Here is a 15,965-nt window from a genome sequence, read left to right as displayed (position 1 = left end):
GGGGCAGGATAGGTACCCGTGCTCATCCGGCCCGCGCCCCGGTCTCCGGTGTCAGCTGGTGCGGCCGTTCACTTCGAAACGTTGGAAGAGGGCCGGCAGGAACTCCTGGAGCAGGAGCCTGGCACGTTCCGTGTCCCTGAGTTCGTCGTGGCCGAACCGGAAGACCTCGTAGCCTCTGAGCTTGAGTTCGCGGTCCCCAGCCACCAGCTCCGCGTACTTGTAGCTGTCAGGTACCTGACCGTCGTCGCGGGTGTAATGCTGGGACCCGTCGACCTCAAGAACGACGCGCTGGCCGTGGGGCAGTAGGAGCAGGAAGTCCATGCGGGAGCGCAGCAGTGCTTCAGGGCCCCGCTCGCGGACTGTTTTGTGGTCCCAGTGGAGCCACACCTCGGGTAGGAGCGCCGGGAGGTCATAGACGGCAGAGCCGAGGATGTGGTGGTAGAGCTCAAAGACGTTGCGCTGCCCGGGTGAGTTGCCGGGCAGGCTGCGGCGGAGCCGGTGGTAGAGAGTCTTCTTGGCTTCGGCCTCGTCTGCGATCTTTTGGGTGTCCTGCCACCAGGTTTGGAGGTCTCGCCAGCGGATGCCGTCGCCTGTGATCTCGCGGTCGTAGACGAGGACGTTGCCGGGGTCACCGACGATCTCGATGTCGTTGTCCACTGCGGAGAGGAATCGGATGTCCGGCTTGGTGAGTGAGGCGAAGATGACGTTCTTCGGCCGTCGGTTGTCGGCGAGTCGGGTGGAGACCAGGGTGAAGCGCGGGTAGCCGCCGTCGGCCCCGGTCTCACGGAGCTCGACTCCCGCGCTGCGGATCTGCTCGTTGATCTGTGCCACGAGGTGACGTTGGGCGGGCTCGTCGAGGAGCACGTCGGCGGAGACGGCCGATGCGAGGAAGTGGGCGAATCGTGCGTCGCCGGCTTCGAAGGCCCCGAGGTGTTCGAAGAGGTCTTCGGTCGACCAGTCCTCCGGGTTGCGGAAGACGTGTTGCTGGATGTGCTGTCTCAGCCCCGGCGGGCGATTGGTGCTGGGAAGTAGCAGGTCAGCGAGGGATTCTTCGCGGTCGAGTACCCAGAAGCGCTCCAGCAGCGTCATGAATCGTGCTTCGTGGCGTGCCATGTCCGCCAGGTCCAGGGCTCGGGCCAGTTCGCGTCGGACCCTCTTGGGTATCGCCGGGGGTGACGACTCCGCCCAAAGCAGATCTTGTATGCCGTTGCGAGTTGCAGCGGTGAGGCTCCCACAAGCCAGGATGCGTTGCGCGACGTGGGGGAGGTCGTTGTCGGAGACCTGGGCGTAGCTGCGTTCGATCCGTTCACGCAGCGATCCCTCTTCCTTGGGGATCTCCGGCATGGCCAGCTCCGCGAACGCTGCGTTGAGGGTGGCGTGCGTGTTCCCGCTGAGGTGGCGCGAGACGACGACGTCCAGCAGCTGCCGAAGTCCCGAGCGATCCCTGCTGTTGACCATCAGTCGATGATCCCAGAGCTCCGCCGAGCAGTCAGCAGTTTGTAGCGTCCAGGACAGCTGTCGAGGCAGTCAGGCTCGCAGTGCTGGGCGGAGGGCCGAGCGGTGCTGGTCATGGCGCGATGAGCGCCTCATATGCGGGGTGCCAGGACCTGCCCCGGCAGCGGCCGGGGCAGGCGGTCGTTCATTGGGTGTCGGGCCTGTGCTCGGTGATCCAGCGGGCTGCCAGGAGCCCAGAGGCGGCGGTGAGGACGGCGGCGGCGATGACGGTGGCGTTCAGGCCGAGGGCGTCGGCGAGGATACCGGCGACGAGGGCCCCGGCGGCGTAGCCGATGTCCCGCCAGAAGCGGTACGTGCCCAGGGCGTTGGCCCGCCAGGCTGGGTGGGCGTGGTCGGAGATGGACGCGATGAGGGCCGGGTAGACCATGGCGGTGCCCAGGCCCAGGAAGACCGCAGACAGGATGCCCGCGAGCAGCGGCCGGTCCAGCAGGGCGAGGGCGAGGACGAAGCCGACGGCCTGGACGAGCATGCCGTAGACGACCAGGGGCTTGCGGCCGATGCGGTCGGCGAGGTGGCCGGTGGGGATCTGCCCGAGCCCCCACAGGATCGGGTACAACCCCTTGATCAGGCCGACGGCGGCGAGGCCGAGGCCGTGGTCGGTGAAGAGCAGGGGGAAGACGCCCCAGGTGAGGCCGTCGTTGAGGTTGTTGATCAGTCCGGCTTGGCTGGCACCGCGCAGGGAGCGGTGGTGCCAGGACGTACGCGCGAAGGTGGCCTTCAGGCCGGTGTCCTCGTCAGTGGGCAGCGGTTTGGTGTGGTTGGCCAGTTCGAGGGCGACGTGGGCGGCGGTGTCGCGGACGACGAGGGCCAGGGCGAGGCCCGCGACGACGAAGATGACGCCGATGAGTTCGGGGACGGGGCGCAGGCCGTAGCTGGTGGCGAGGTAGCCGGTGAGCAGGGCGGTGACGCCGACGGCGGTGTATCCGGCGGCTTCGTTCAGGCCGGTGGCGAGCCCGCGGCGGGAGGGACCGACGAGGTCGATCTTCATGTTGACGGTCATCGACCAGGTCAGGCCCTGGTTCAGGCCGAGCAGCACGTTGGCGGCGACGATCCAGCTCCACGAGGGTGCGTAGGCGAGGGCGAAGGGGACGGGAATGCCGAGAATCCAGCCCGCGACGAGGAGCTGCTTGCGGCGGAAGCGTGCGGTGAGTGCGCCGGCGGCGAGGTTGGTGAACGCCTTGGTGAGGCCGAAGGCGATGATGAAGGAGAAGACGGCCAGGTCGCTGGTCAGGCCGAAGGTCTCGGAGCCGATGAGCGGGACGGTGGTGCGCTCCAGGCCGACCAGGCCGCCGACGCAGACGTTGACGACGACCAGCAGAGTGAACTGCAGCCAGTTCTCCCGTAGCCCGAGCCGTACGGGCCGCCCGGCGGCGTCGGTCGGCGTCGTGGTGGTGGGTGTGGCGTTCACGAGCGGGTGCCCTCCGTGCCCTGGGCGAGCTGCTGGCCATGGACGGCGGTGTAGTCGACCGGTCCGCCGTCAAGGACGGCGATGTCGGTGTGGCCGGCGCGCTCCAGGAGGCTGGCGGCGGTCATGGCACGCTCGCCGTGCCCGCAGGCCACGACCGGGCCGACCGGTGCGTCGGCAGCGGACTCGTTCAGGGCGCCGAGCTCGATGTGCAACGAGCCGGGGACGTGTCCGGCGGCGAACTCGGCTTCCTGCCGGACATCGAGGTAGGGGCGGCCGGTGGCGCGGTCGGCGGTGAGGAACGCGGTGGTGGCCTGCGCGTTGCCGTCGGCGAGCCAGGCGTCCATGCCGCCGGCGAGGCGGCCGGCGAGACGCTCGTAGCCGATCTTGTATGCCTGCCAGACGATCTCGCTCAGGTCCTGGTCGTCGTTGACGACGAACGCGAGTGGCGCGGTGTCGGGCAGAAGCCAGCCGAGCCAGGTGGCGAACTGCTCGCGCAGCGGGATCGACAGGGATCCGGGAATGTGGCCGGTCGCGTAGTCGGCGGCCGGGCGGACGTCGACGACATGGCCGCCGTCGGCCATCAGGGCCCGTACCTGCTGCGCGGCCAGGGCGGGCAGCAGCGGTTGGGCGGTCAGCACGGCCGGGCCGCGCCGGTTGATCTCGCCGAGACGGTCGAAGTAGGCGGGGTAAGTGCCCAGGCTCGCGGTCAACTGGGCCACAAAGGTGTCCTCGTCAGGGGCGGCGAGCAGCGGGTTGGCCTGCTTCTGCGCGCCGATGGTGGTGGTGCGCTCGGTGCCGGGCGGCGCCGAGCAGAAGGACCCGGCGCCGTGGGTAGGCCACACCGCGGTCTCGTCCGGCAGCGCGGTCAGCCGCTTCAGCGACCGGTACTGGGCACGGGCCAGTTCCTCGGTGCGGTCGGCACCCAGGAGGTCGGTGCGGGCGGCGGAGTTCACGATCAGCGAGCCACCGGTGAACACCCCGAGCTCCCGGGCGCCGTCGAGCAGCAGGAAGGACAGGTGCTCGTCGGTGTGCCCGGGGGTAGCAAGGGCCCGCAGGGTCAGCCCGCCGAGGTCGACCTCGTCGCCGTCGGCCAAACGCTGGTGATCGAAGGCCCGGCGCCCGGCGGCGGAGGCGAGGATCGTGGCGCCGGTGTCGTGGCCGAGCTGGACGGCGCCGGAGAGGAAGTCGGCGTGCAGATGCGTGTCCGCCGCGAACGCGACGGTCAGCCCGCGCCGCTCGGCTGCCACCCGCAAAGAGCGCAGGTCCCGGCTGGCGTCCATGGCCAGGGCGCGTCCGTCGCCGAGGTCGAGCAGGTAGGCGCTGTTGCCCAGCCCTTCGTCGACCAGCGGTATGAGGTGATCGTCCGCGAAGCCCACGGCGTCCTCCAAGATCTCGGGAACGGGGGCGTGTGGTCACACCCACCAGACTCAACTACAATAATCCATGGATTTATGGAGGATGCCATGTCGGAGAACACGAAGAGCACGACGAAGGCCCGTCTGTACGACGCGTTCGCGGCCAGCGGCAAGGCGCTGGCCAGCGGAAAACGCCTGGAGCTGCTGGATCTGCTGGCCCAGGGCGAGCGCACCGTCGACGCGCTGGCGAAGGCGGCCGGGCTGAACCTGACCACCGCGTCCGCGCATCTGCAGACCCTCAAGCAGGCCGGTTTCGTCGCCACCCGCCGCGAAGGCGTGCGCATCCACTACCGCCTCGCCGGCGACGACGTCGCCCAGCTGTTCGCGCTGCTGCGCAAGGTCGCCGAGACCCACCAGGCCGCCGTCCCCGCCGCCCGCGATGCCTACCTCGGCGAGGACGCCTCAGCCGAGCTCAACCGTGAGGAACTGCGGGTCCGGATCGCCGCCGGCGACGTCGTCGTCCTCGACGTACGGCCGGTCGAGGAGTACCAGGCCGGGCACATCCCCGGCGCCCTGTCCATCCCGGTCGACGAGCTGGCCGACCGGATCAACGAGCTGCCCGAGGACCTGGAGATCGTCGTCTACTGCCGCGGCGAGTACTGCGTCCTTGCCTACGACGCGGTACGGCTCCTGACCGACCGCGGCCGGCGCGCGATCCGCCTCAACGACGGCATGCTCGAGTGGCGGCTGTCGGAGCTGCCCGTCGACGCCTCGGACCTCACGTGACCCGCCCGGGCGGCGACCTCCCGCCGCACCCGGGGCTGGCCGAGGGGCCGGTCTATCTGGACTACAACGCCACCACGCCGGTCGATCCGCGGGTCGCCGAGGCGATGACCCCCTACCTGGCCTGCTTCTTCGGCAACCCCTCCAGCAACCACCCCTACGCCGCCACGCCACGCTGGGCCCTGGCCGAGGCCCGCGCCCAGGTCGCCGGTCTGATCGGCGCGCGGCCCGGCGAGATCGTGTTCACCGGATCGGGATCCGAAGCCGACCTGCTCGCCCTGCGTGGCGCAGTCCTGGCCTCCGGCCGCCCGCACCCGCACGTGATCACTCAGGCCACCGAGCATCCCGCCGTCCTTCAGACGTGCCGGGCCCTTGAGCGGCTGCACGGCGCGCGGGTGACCGTGCTGCCCGTCGACCGCGACGGGCTCGTCGAGCCGGACGCCCTGGCCGACGCATTCACCGAGGACACGGTGCTGGTGTCGATGATGGCCGCGAACAACGAGACCGGCGCCCTCCAGCCGATCACGAAACTCGCCGCACTCGTCCACGAGCACGGGGCGCTGTTCCACTGCGACGCCGCCCAGGCCGCGGGCAAGATCCCCCTCGATGTCGGCGACCTGGGCGTGGACCTGCTGACGATCGTGGGGCACAAGATGTACGCGCCCAAGGGCGCCGCCGCCCTGTACGTACGCGACGGCGTGAGCCTGGAGCCGGTCGTCTACGGCGGCGGGCAGGAACGGGGCCTGCGCGCGGGAACGGAGAACGTCGCCCTGACCGTCGCGCTTGGCACCGCCGCGCGGCTCGCGGCCGAGGAGCTGGCTTCCGGCGCTCCAGCCCGCGTCGCGGTTCTGCGCGACGATCTCCATCAGCGGCTGGCGATCGGTCTGCCCGGCCGCGTGCACCTCAACGGGCCGGAGAAGAACCGCCTGCCGAACACCCTGAACGTCAGCGTCGACGGCGCTCTCGGCCACGAGGTCCTCGCCGCCGTCGGTGAGATCGCGGCGTCGACCGGATCGGCCTGCCACAGCGGCACCCACACCCCCTCCCCGGTGCTCACCGCCATGGGCCTGGACGCGACCCGCGCGCTCGGCGCGCTGCGGCTGTCCCTGGGCCGCTGGACCACGGCCGAGCAGATCGAGACGGCGGCAGCAACCCTCATCCGGGCGGCTGGCGCGCAGTGACCGGGCCGAGCGGCCCGACGCAAGAAGATCCGACGAGCAGCAGGAGAGGCATGACCGAGACCAGCGCGCACGGACTGTCCACCCGCAGTGTCCACGCCGGCGAGCGCCGTGACGCCGAGGGGGCCGTCCATACCCCGCTCTACAACCACTCCACCTTCGCGTTCGATACCACCGCCGACCTTCTCGACGTCGTCGAAGGCCGCAAGGCCGGGAACCTTTACACCCGCTACGGCCTCAACCCCACCATCCGCTCCACCGAGGCCAAGCTCGCCGACCTCGAAGGCGGCGAGCAGGCCCTGGCGTTCTCCTCCGGTATGGCCGCCGAGGCCGCGACGTTCCTCGCGCACTGTCGCACCGGCGACCACATCGTGTGTATCGGCGAGGTCTACGGCGGCACGTTCGAACTCCTCGGCGACAACCTGCCCCAGGTCGGCATCACCACCACCTTCCTGCGCGCCGACGAAGTCGAGCGGCTGCCCGAGGTGATGACCGGCCGGACGCGGATCGTGTTCTTCGAGACCCCGGCCAACCCCACCCTGACTGTCTTCGACATCGCCGCCATTGCCGAACAGGCCCGCACGGTCGGCGCGCTGACGATGGTGGACAACACCTTCGCCACCCCGGTCAACCAGAACCCGCTCGCCCATGGCGCGGACCTGGTCGTGCACTCGGCGACCAAGTACCTCGGCGGGCACTCCGACCTGACCGCCGGCGTCCTGACCGGAGCCGCCGAGCACCTCGCCCCGGTGGCGGGGTGGCGCAAGAACCTCGGCCAGGTCATCGCCCCCGAGACAGCCTTCCTCCTCGCCCGCTCCATCCGCTCCCTGCCCGTCCGGGTCCGCGCGCAGAACGACACCGCCGCAGCCGTCGCCGCCTTCCTGCAGACGCACCCGCGGGTGACCCGCGTCCACTACCCGGGGCTGGCCACCGGCGAGCAGAAGCGCATCGTGGATGCGCAGATGCGCGGCGGGGGCGGCATGCTCAGCGCCGTCCTGGACGCAAACGCGGAACAGACCGCCGCAGTGGTGGACCGGCTGCGGCTGTTCGCCATCGCGCCCAGCCTCGGCGGAGTCGAGTCCCTGGTCACCCAGCCCATCACCACCACCCACCACGGCCTGGACCCGGCCGAGCGCGCCCGTCGGGGCATCGCCGACAGCATGGTCCGGCTCTCCGTCGGTCTCGAAGACGCCGACGACCTGATCGCCGACCTCGCCCAGGCCCTCGACAGCGACTGACCTCCACTGCTCCGCCACCGGCCCGCACCGCCGTCCTCAGACACCGGGCCGGTGCACAACCGCCCCCTGCCGGGACCGGACAGTTCCCCTCTCACCGGTCCCGTACCGCTCACCGCCGCTCCGGAAAAGAGACATGACCAGCACCGCGTCCGCCCGTCCGACGGGCTCCATACCCGACCCCGCCCAGGCCCAGCGCCGCATCCTGCGCGTCCTGGTCGCCTCGCAGATCCTCAGCGGTGCGGGTCTCGCCGCCGGCGTCACCGTCGGCGCCCTCCTCGCCCAGGACATGCTCGGCACCACCAGCCTCGCGGGGTTGCCCAGCGCCCTGTTCACGGCTGGCTCCGCGCTCGCCGCCGTCGCCGTCGGCCGCATCTCGCAGGCCCGCGGACGCCGCCCCGGACTCGCCGCCGGCTACCTCACCGGCGCAATCGGCTCGGCTGGCGTCATCATCGCCGCCGTCCTCGACAACCCCGTCCTGCTGTTCATCGCCCTGTTCGTCTACGGCGCGGGCACCGCCACCAACCTCCAGGCCCGCTACGCCGGAGCCGACCTCGCGCCGTCCGGCCACCGCGCCCGCGCGGTCTCCACCGTCCTGGTCGCCACCACCCTCGGCGGCGTGGCCGGACCCAACCTCGCCGCCCCCGCCGGCACCCTCGCCGAACACCTCGGCATCCCCCACCTCGCCGGACTCTTCGTCATCTCCGGCGCCGCCTACGCGCTGGCCGCGCTCGTCCTCGCCCTGTGGCTGCGCCCCGACCCGCTGCTCCTGGCCCGCGCCGTCGCCCAGGCCAAGGAAGCCGCCACCGCGACCAACCCGGCCGCCGACGGCGGTGACGCCGACACCAGCGAGGGCCGCGGCGGCGTGGTCCTCGGCGCGCTGGTCATGATCCTCACCCAGCTCGTCATGGTCGCGATCATGACGATGACACCGGTCCATATGCACGACCACGGCCACTCCACCGCCGCCTCCGGCCTCGTCATCGGCATCCACATCGGCGCCATGTACCTGCCCTCGCCCCTGACCGGCTGGCTCGTCGACCGCTACGGCCGCATGAAGATCGCAGCCGCCTCCGGCATCACCCTGCTTGCCGCCGGCGTCCTCGCCGCCGCCGCGCCCGGCGATTCCGTCGCCCTCCTCGCCCTCGCCCTGGCCCTGCTCGGGCTGGGTTGGAACTTCGGCCTCGTCTCCGGCACCGCGATCATCACCGACACCGTGCCGCTCGCCACCCGCGCCAAGACCCAGGGACTGGTCGACGTCTCCATCGCCATCGCCGGCGCCACCGGCGGCATGGCCTCCGGCATCATGGTCGCCGCCACCAGCTACCCCGCCCTCGCCCTCACCGGCGGAGCCCTCTCCCTCGCCCTCCTGCCCGCCGTCGCCGCCACGGCCTACCGCCGATGAAGCCCACGATCCCCGACACCCCCGCGCCCGGCATCACCGTCGACGGCACCGGCCTGCTCTGCGTCACCCTCCTGCTGCGCCTACGCAAGGAGATCGACGGCGCCCAGCCGGGCACCGTCGTCCACGTCATCGCCACCGACCCCGCCGCACCGCTCGACCTGCCCGCCTGGTGCCACATGACCGGACACCACTACCTCGGCCCTGTACTGGCCTCCGCCGATGCGCCTGTATACGCCCTGCGGATCGCTTCCGGTGCACGCCCTACCCGAGCCGACGCCCCCTGGCATGCGGATGACGCGGAAGGCTGACGGCCCGCCTCACCTCGGTAGCTTGGCCGTGCGTTCGGGATGGGCGGTCCCCACGTAGTGCATGGCGGTCTTCTCCGTGATCCCGAACAGACGCATCAGCTTCAGCGGATCGCCGCACTCGAGCGCCTCGTTGAGGATTCGGTCCTGGCGCAGGCCGTCCAAGGTCACGCCTTTGGGCAGCACCCCTCGGAGCGTGCCGATGTTGACGGCCGGCTGGTCGGGGTCGAGCGCGGTCTTCTGGCTGACCAGCAGATGCGGGTTCGTCGAGGCCGGCCACCGGCGGTGGCGGTAGGTCAGCCACTCGGCGGCCAAGCGGTGCGTGAACTGCTCAAGGTAAAGGGTGTGGCGCAGAAGGCCGCGTCGGATCTCGACGGTGCCCCGGGCGAGGTCCACATCAGCTGTCCGGATCGCGCGGATGTCGTGGCCGGAGACCGCGTGCACGGCAGCCAGGGCGACGGTCAGGCGCCCGAGCGGAGTGGCAGCGTGGTCCAGCAGCCCGGCCAGCAGGTCGCTGGGCACGGACCGCGGCATCCCCTTCAGGTCGCCGACGGGCAGGTTTCGAGCGGGATCGCGAAAGACGACGCGTTGCCGTTTCAAGGAGCGGAACAGGCTGCGCAGGACGATGGCGAGTTGCCTGCGGGCGTGGCCGGACAGGTCGTTCACGGCGTCCTCGACCTGCTGCTGAGTGATCTCCCGCAGCGTGGCCACCCCGCTCGCCGTCCAGTCGGTGAGCACCGGCTGGACGTAGGTGAGATAGCGGCGAATGCCGTCCCAGCTGCGGAACTCGCCCTCTCGGCGGCCCTGGCTGCGCAGCACGTCTACCCAGGCTCGGACCTCGCTCGCGACAGGCTGCGGCAGTGCGTCGAGAGTGGCCTCGATCCAGACCAGATCGGCGTCCTGGTGGAGGTCCGGGTCGTCGACAAGCAGGCCGCGGGCGCGCAGGAACTGGCACACCGGCTTGGCGGCGAGGTTCGGATCGAGCTTGGCCAGGTCGTGGACGTCTCGCTCGAGGACGGCCGCCTCGGCGCCGAGCCAGTACATGAGGATGGTGAGGGTGTGGATGTTCTTGCGGTAGTCCGGGGCCTGTTGGTCCGCACGCAGCTGGAGGTACTCCTCCACCAGAAGCCGTGCCCGCTCGGTCAGAGGCAGATCGGCCCGCGGCCGACGTCGGAGCCGGGCGAGCACCGGTGACCAGTCGCGCCGCATGGTGAACAGCGCTTCCTGGCCGCGGGCCGTCCATCCTGCGGGTGTCTCGTCTGCGTCGGCGGCAGGCGGGGCATCGACCGGCACGGGCAGCACCGGCCCACCCACGCCAGCGGGGAGAGTGATCTCCAGTTGGGTGGCCCGGGACGTCACGGGTCTGGCTTCGTCCAGGAGGCGGTACGGATGACAGGTGCGGCAGCGGTCTGCTCGCAACGGCAAGTCCTCGCGGCGACACCGTACGCACCGGCCGCGCGGATGTCGCTCGCGCCAATGCCGGCACGGTGAGCAGCGGAACCCGGCCCGGCGGCCCACGGGCATCCAACCGTGGCAGTCCCGGCACTGCCGCGGCGCGCGCGGCGGAATCGGCACCGGATCAGTGATGTACGGGGTGCGGGCGGGCTGGTTCGTACGGGAAAACCGCATCGGCTCCGGTGCCGCCTCCAGCAGGTCGGCCCGCAGCAGAACCAGGCGCACCGCATCGCGATGGGTGGGCAGATCCCGCAGCATCGGCTCGGGGAGCCGGTCAGCTCCCTCGGCCTCGCGGACCGCCAGGGCGAGGCGGACCATCTCGGCAACCAGGTAGTGCCAGCCCTGGCTCATGCCGTGTTCGGCCGCCATCTCCACCAGGACGGAACGGGCACGGTCCCAGCCGGACAGCGGCCGGCCGATAATCGCCCGCACAGTGGCATCGGTCAGTGTGCGCGGCTCGGTGAACAGGGCGAGTTGACGGCGGAATCCCGGCTCCAGTACGGCCGCCGCTCCGGTGGGTGCCTGCTCCTGCTTGAGCTTGAGCCGCCACGCCTGACTCACACGGCGCCCGCCGTCGGTCCTTCGGACCAGCTTCCGGGCCTGCGTCGCGTAGTCGTGCCACGTGCCGACAATGAGCTGCAGGTCGCGCGGCCGGGCTCCTGCGCCGCCCAGGGCCCACTCGGCGTCGCCGACGGCCCGGATCGCCTGCAGACACGGCTTGCACAGGCCATCGGTATTCAGGTGGGCCTCGTGCCGGCACCGCGGGCATACTCCTCGCTCGGGGTACGTCCGCTTCCAGGCCCGGCAGCCGTGGCACGTCCGGGTCCACCGCAGTACCAACCAGTTCAGGCACATCTCGCAGCTGCGGGCGCTGCCACCCTCGTTCGCCATCTACAGTTCCTCAGCTCGGAGGCAGCGAGCGCGGCCCGCCTCGGCGAGGACCGCGCGGTACCGGCCGTACCGGCCCCGGCGGCTGGACCTCGGCACCCACGGCCACGTCGCCGGCCTCTCCTGCCGGATGGGCACCGGCGAGCGGTTCGGCCTGGAGCAGATCCGCGACGGTGCAGTCCAATGCCGCACACATCAGGTCCAGGTCGTCGAGCCGCACCGTGACCGGAGTCCCGCCCCACAGTGCGGCGACCTTGCTCAGCGAAGGGTTGAACCCCACCTGCTGGAAAGCAGCCAGCACCTCGGTCGGCCGCCACAAGTCCCGCTGGGCGGCCACCATCCGCAGATTCCACTTCACCGGAGATTCCCCTTGTCCATCACCAGTCGTTGGGCCGCCCGGGAACTCGCGGCCAGGTTTGCGTGCTCCGGGTCGGCGTGGGCGGTCGCCATGTACCGCAGGGTCGTGGTCGCCCAGTCGTGTCCGAGGACCTTCTGCACCTCCCACAACGTCATCCCACGCTCGTAGTTGTGGGTGGCGCATGCATGCCGCAGCAAGTGCGGGAACAGATCGCTGACCGGCCCGCTCAGATAGGCGCCAGCCGCCTGGTGCAGGGCCCGGCGGAACGTCGAGGGCACGATCGCCGGCGCGATCGGAAGGTTCAACGCGGCCACCGCCGTGGGCTTGCGCTCCGACGGCCACAGCGGCGCCTTGGGATGATCCACATCCTCGCCGAACTCGCCGCGGATCTCCTCGATGTACCACCACAGCAGAGCACGGCCCTCCTGGAACATGTACGCCTCGCGTGGCCGGGGCCCCGACCCGTGGGCGCCCTTGCCGAGCACGACGAAGCGGCCCCACTGGCCGTGCTCCCAGTGCAGGTCGCCCATGCACACCCCACACAGCTCGGCCGCCCGGACACCGGACAGGTACGCGACCTTCGTCATCACGTAATCGCGGCAGGCGACCAGGTACTTCCGGGCGTTCGGCAGGTCCTCACGCCAGCGGCCGAAGAAGTCCCGCAGCGCCGTCTGCGAGGGCGGGATCCGCAGACCGAAATCGCCGCGATGGCGCGGCCGGTTGAACACGTCGATGGGCGACTCGACGGTCTGGCCGAAGCGGCGCATGATCTCGCCGGCGTAGCGCTGTTCGAGGAACGCGAAGTACGCGTCGATCTTGTTGATCTTGCCGCGCAGAGTCGACGGGGCACGCTTCCCGGGGCCGGCGAAGTACCGGTCGACCTCGCGGGACGTGAGCTGCCACGGCACCGTGCCGTAGAACTCACAGACCTCCACCACCGGCTTGATGAGCCCGTCCAGCGTCGTCGGTGCCAGGCCAGCGGCATCCCTCGCCCACTGGTATTCCGACAGCGTGTCGAGGAAGAAGCTCTCCTCGTCCTGCGCCGAGATGCCTGCCGGCGCCGCTGGAGCGTGACGATGTCCGCGAGCCCGCTCTCGACGGATACCGCAGCGGGATCCACCGGCACAGTCGGCTCCGTACCGGGGCGCACGAGCGTCAGCACGCGAGTTTCGGAATCTGGCACGAAAACGCAGATTACGGGAGTAACTCGCAGAATCTGCGAGTTACTGCGGAGATCTCACACCATCGAGTGACGGGCCGGCACAGCGCGATCTACCTGCTGAAATGCAGATTCCCGGCCGCCGAGTAGCCTCGGGGAACCCGCGCGTACTCCACTATGGAGGACCGAGCCGTCGGGCAGCATGGTCAGGCGCCGCGGGCGCGTCTTGCCCAGGTAGTCCATCCCCTTGGCCTGGTAGATCGTCCCGTAGTGACCGGGAAAGACCAGCTCGGGACCGTGGGCGGTGAGGCGCGTCCTGGGCTCGGGGTCGCTGTGGGCGACGACCCCACGCACTCCTCGGGCGGCCGCCAGGCGGAAGACGCACGCCTGCGTCCACGTCTCCGCGTTCGCCGGGACCCCGTCGAGCAGCACCAGCCGGTTCAGCTCCAAGCTCTCCTCGTACGGGGTGTTCTGCGTACCGGAGCAGCTCGTCACAGCAGTTCACGGCATGCTTAACCTGTGGGTGTAAGGGCTGACTCACTGGCACGTTGGCATGAGTCAGCGGTCCATGGTTGACCTGCGTCGGCCACTCGTCGCTCGGCAGGCCATTCGACGCGGAAAGTTGACGAGCACTCGGGCCAGTTCGTGTCCTAAAACTCCGGCCGGTGACGGCCTCGAACGCCTGAAGCCACGGCCAGGGGCAAAGCAGCTAGCCATAATCAGAAGCTTCCAGTGCCCTCTCATCGTGGTCGCGGAGCATCCGCATGACGGTGGCCGCTGACGGGTGCTGGGCTTTCTTCTTCCCTATGGAGTTGACGAGCCGCTCTGCGATCTCCCGCAAGCTCAGTTCCTGGGCGCAGGGGTGGAGCGCGAGGGCGAGCATGGTGTCGTCCGTGACGGGGGCTCCGTCGGTCGGCTGCTGCCGCCCCGACCGTCTCGTCCGAGCTGTCCGGCAGAGCGCTGAGACTGTTCAGCACTACGGCAGTGTGCGGGGCCAAGCCACCAGCTAAGGAGGCCGACACGAGCTGTGCGGGCAGTTGCCGCCCAGTGAGCAGTCCGCGACCTGGCCCAGCGACGTCGAACCTGACTCCGCGCGACGAGACTCAGGGGCAAGCCATTCGCTGGATTCGATGCCTTGCGTGCGAAATATGCCCCCACCCGGTATCTCCCGGGCGGGGGCATGGCACGGCCGGATCACATCACGGACCGCGATAGTCGACGGTTACCGCGTTGCGGTGGCCAGTGCCGCGCGGATGGCGTCCTCGCCGACCGGCTGACCCTTCTCGTTCGAGTACGGCCCGTACGGTGTTCCCCACACCGGCGTGCCCATCGCCACCCGCCAACTGTCGGCCAGCGTTCCCGCGTCTACCACGCTGTAGCCGATGGAGTCGATGAATTCGGTCACCGCCGCCTTCGCCGAGGCGGAGTCTCCGGCGATCGGTAGCCAGGAGCGGTCGGCCGCCCCTGCCGGGCGGGCGAGTGACAACAGGTGCTTGAAGAAGATGTTGTTGAACGCCTTTATGAGCAGGGCGTCGGGGACGTACCGCAGGAGTAGCTCGCTTGAGGTGAGGGATTTGCTGTCGAGCTCGGGGATGTGCCCGTCACGCTCGGGGCCGTAATTGCAGGTGTCGATTACCGTCTTCCCGGTCAGTGGCGCGGCGGGCACGTGAGGGAAGGCGCTGACCGGCACTGTGACCACGACAATGTCACCGGCCGCCGCGGCCTCTTCGCTCGTCGCCGCGGACGCCCGCGGCCCCAGTTCCTCGGCCGTGTCCACGAGCGTTTCGGGACCGCGCGAGTTGCTGAGCACCACCTGGTGCCCGGCCCCGACAGCGAGTCGCGCGAGGGTCCTGCCGATGCTTCCGCTTCCGATGAATCCCACAGTCGTCATGATCTCAACGTCCTTCAGATGAGCTGAATTTGCCGGTTGCCGGGCTCGTTACGATTCGGGTCCCGCCGTCAGCCGGCGGGGAAATAGTGGCCGTTGTCCAGGTCGGCGAGCAGACCGGGCTGGGCGGGTTCCCAGCCGAGGGTCCGGCGGGTGATGAGGTTGGACGCCGGGTAGCTCTGCGTGACGATATTCGTGAGGAACCCGAAGTACCCCGGCGTCATCAGGGCATCGTTGGGAACGCTCACGGCGGGCAGGCCCAGGCGGCTGGCGATGGCCTCGGCGATGTCGCGGAACGCGATGCCCCCGTCCTCGACCGCGTGCCAGTATTTGCCGGCTGGCCCGTTCTCCAGCGCCAAGCGGAACAAGGTGGCGGCATCGCGGATGTGGACGGCGTTCCACAGGTTCGTGCCGTCGCCGTGGTAGCCGACGAACCCCTTTTCCTTCGCGAGCGCGATCAGCGTGGGGAGGAAGCCGGAACGGTCGGTCGTGCTGTGCGCGATGTTGGCGATCCGCACGACCGAAGATCGAACCCCCTGCTCGGCGAGGTCGACAACGGCCCTTTCCACGATGTTGCGGACCCGCAGGGTGCCCTTGTGCTCCTCACCGGCGGGGAGGGCCGGGTCCTCCTCGGTGGCCGGCCGGCCCAGGTGCTGCCCGGGTGAGCCAATGCTCCCCGCCGTAACAAGCGGCTTTCCGGTTCCCGCCAGTGCCTCGCCGTACGCGAGCATGATCGGGAGCTCCGCAGCGGCCACGGCGTCCATCCCGCCGGAGGGCAGCAGATCCTGCCTGTGCGCGACGTGGATGACGCCATCGGAGCCCGAGGCTGCCTCTTTGAGCCCGTCGAGATCCTGGACGTCGCCGCGACGCACCTTCGCGCCGAGCGCTGACAGGGCCGCCGCGGAAGCGTCCGACCGGGCCAGGCCGGTGACCTCGTGACCGGCGGCGATGAGCTCGGGAATGATATACGAACCGGAATGACCGGTCCCCCCAGCGACGAATACGCGCATCTATCTGTCCTTGTGAGTAGGCG

Annotated in this window: 13 protein-coding genes and 1 pseudogene; 5 read left to right on the top strand and 9 right to left on the bottom strand. The window is 70.1% G+C overall.

From position 1 onward, the window contains the following. Positions 1–51 precede the first annotated feature (51 nt). From ACFY2B_RS36705 to ACFY2B_RS36695, 3 genes are all read right to left on the bottom strand, one after another. Positions 52–1,458: a hypothetical protein gene (locus tag ACFY2B_RS36705; RefSeq protein ID WP_390767376.1), complete on the bottom strand. Its 1,407-nt coding sequence runs from the start codon at positions 1,456–1,458 to the stop codon at positions 52–54. Positions 1,459–1,639: 181 nt separating this feature from the next. Then, positions 1,640–2,923 (bottom strand): MFS transporter, encoded by a 1,284-nt coding sequence (locus ACFY2B_RS36700; RefSeq protein WP_390767375.1) that lies wholly within the window; start codon positions 2,921–2,923, stop codon positions 1,640–1,642. Further along, the gene (locus ACFY2B_RS36695; RefSeq protein ID WP_390767374.1) at positions 2,920–4,299 is read right to left on the bottom strand and encodes a rhodanese-like domain-containing protein; all 1,380 of its coding nucleotides are present in this window, start codon (positions 4,297–4,299) and stop codon (positions 2,920–2,922) included. Before ACFY2B_RS36695 ends, ACFY2B_RS36700 begins: the two co-directional genes overlap by 4 nt. An 87-nt stretch (positions 4,300–4,386) precedes the next feature. Between ACFY2B_RS36695 and ACFY2B_RS36690 the strand changes: the two genes are divergently transcribed. The 5 genes from ACFY2B_RS36690 (at position 4,387) to ACFY2B_RS36670 (ending at position 9,187) form a co-directional block, all read left to right on the top strand. Then, positions 4,387–5,064 carry an ArsR/SmtB family transcription factor gene (locus ACFY2B_RS36690; protein ID WP_390767373.1) on the top strand — a complete coding sequence of 226 codons (678 nt, stop codon included), beginning with the start codon at positions 4,387–4,389 and terminating at the stop codon, positions 5,062–5,064. Further along, complete coding sequence (locus ACFY2B_RS36685) at positions 5,061–6,242, top strand: cysteine desulfurase family protein (protein WP_390767372.1); 1,182 nt, start codon at positions 5,061–5,063, stop codon at positions 6,240–6,242. The genes ACFY2B_RS36690 and ACFY2B_RS36685 overlap by 4 nt, the downstream gene beginning before the upstream one ends. A 50-nt stretch (positions 6,243–6,292) precedes the next feature. Beyond that, positions 6,293–7,477: a trans-sulfuration enzyme family protein gene (locus ACFY2B_RS36680; RefSeq protein ID WP_390767371.1), complete on the top strand. Its 1,185-nt coding sequence runs from the start codon at positions 6,293–6,295 to the stop codon at positions 7,475–7,477. A 133-nt stretch (positions 7,478–7,610) separates the two neighbouring features. Then, positions 7,611–8,879: an MFS transporter gene (locus ACFY2B_RS36675; RefSeq protein ID WP_390767370.1), complete on the top strand. Its 1,269-nt coding sequence runs from the start codon at positions 7,611–7,613 to the stop codon at positions 8,877–8,879. Next, positions 8,876–9,187, top strand: coding sequence for a sulfurtransferase TusA family protein (locus ACFY2B_RS36670; protein ID WP_390767369.1), 312 nt, complete (start codon positions 8,876–8,878; stop codon positions 9,185–9,187). Before ACFY2B_RS36675 ends, ACFY2B_RS36670 begins: the two co-directional genes overlap by 4 nt. A gap of 9 nt (positions 9,188–9,196) precedes the next feature. On the opposite strand, the gene ACFY2B_RS36665 is transcribed toward ACFY2B_RS36670, so the two are convergent. From ACFY2B_RS36665 to ACFY2B_RS36640, 6 genes and pseudogenes are all read right to left on the bottom strand, one after another. Then, the gene (locus tag ACFY2B_RS36665; RefSeq protein WP_390767368.1) at positions 9,197–11,530 is read right to left on the bottom strand and encodes a hypothetical protein; all 2,334 of its coding nucleotides are present in this window, start codon (positions 11,528–11,530) and stop codon (positions 9,197–9,199) included. A 10-nt stretch (positions 11,531–11,540) separates the two neighbouring features. Then, the gene (locus tag ACFY2B_RS36660) at positions 11,541–11,885 is read right to left on the bottom strand and encodes a helix-turn-helix transcriptional regulator (protein ID WP_181411923.1); all 345 of its coding nucleotides are present in this window, start codon (positions 11,883–11,885) and stop codon (positions 11,541–11,543) included. Continuing rightward, positions 11,882–13,005, bottom strand: a pseudogene (locus tag ACFY2B_RS36655) (tyrosine-type recombinase/integrase). The gene ACFY2B_RS36660 and the pseudogene ACFY2B_RS36655 overlap by 4 nt, the downstream one beginning before the upstream one ends. 117 nt (positions 13,006–13,122) lie before the next feature. Further along, positions 13,123–13,539, bottom strand: a complete 417-nt coding sequence (locus tag ACFY2B_RS36650; RefSeq protein ID WP_390767367.1) for a hypothetical protein — start codon at positions 13,537–13,539, stop codon at positions 13,123–13,125. A 727-nt stretch (positions 13,540–14,266) separates the two neighbouring features. Further along, positions 14,267–14,926: an NADPH-dependent F420 reductase gene (locus ACFY2B_RS36645; RefSeq protein WP_390767446.1), complete on the bottom strand. Its 660-nt coding sequence runs from the start codon at positions 14,924–14,926 to the stop codon at positions 14,267–14,269. A gap of 77 nt (positions 14,927–15,003) precedes the next feature. Continuing rightward, positions 15,004–15,942 (bottom strand): SDR family oxidoreductase, encoded by a 939-nt coding sequence (locus ACFY2B_RS36640; protein WP_390767366.1) that lies wholly within the window; start codon positions 15,940–15,942, stop codon positions 15,004–15,006. Positions 15,943–15,965 lie beyond the last annotated feature (23 nt).

The sequence above is a fragment of the Streptomyces sp. NPDC001270 genome (assembly GCF_042896695.1).
Taxonomy (GTDB): domain Bacteria; phylum Actinomycetota; class Actinomycetes; order Streptomycetales; family Streptomycetaceae; genus Streptomyces.
This window is presented reverse-complemented; position numbering and strand designations above follow the sequence as displayed.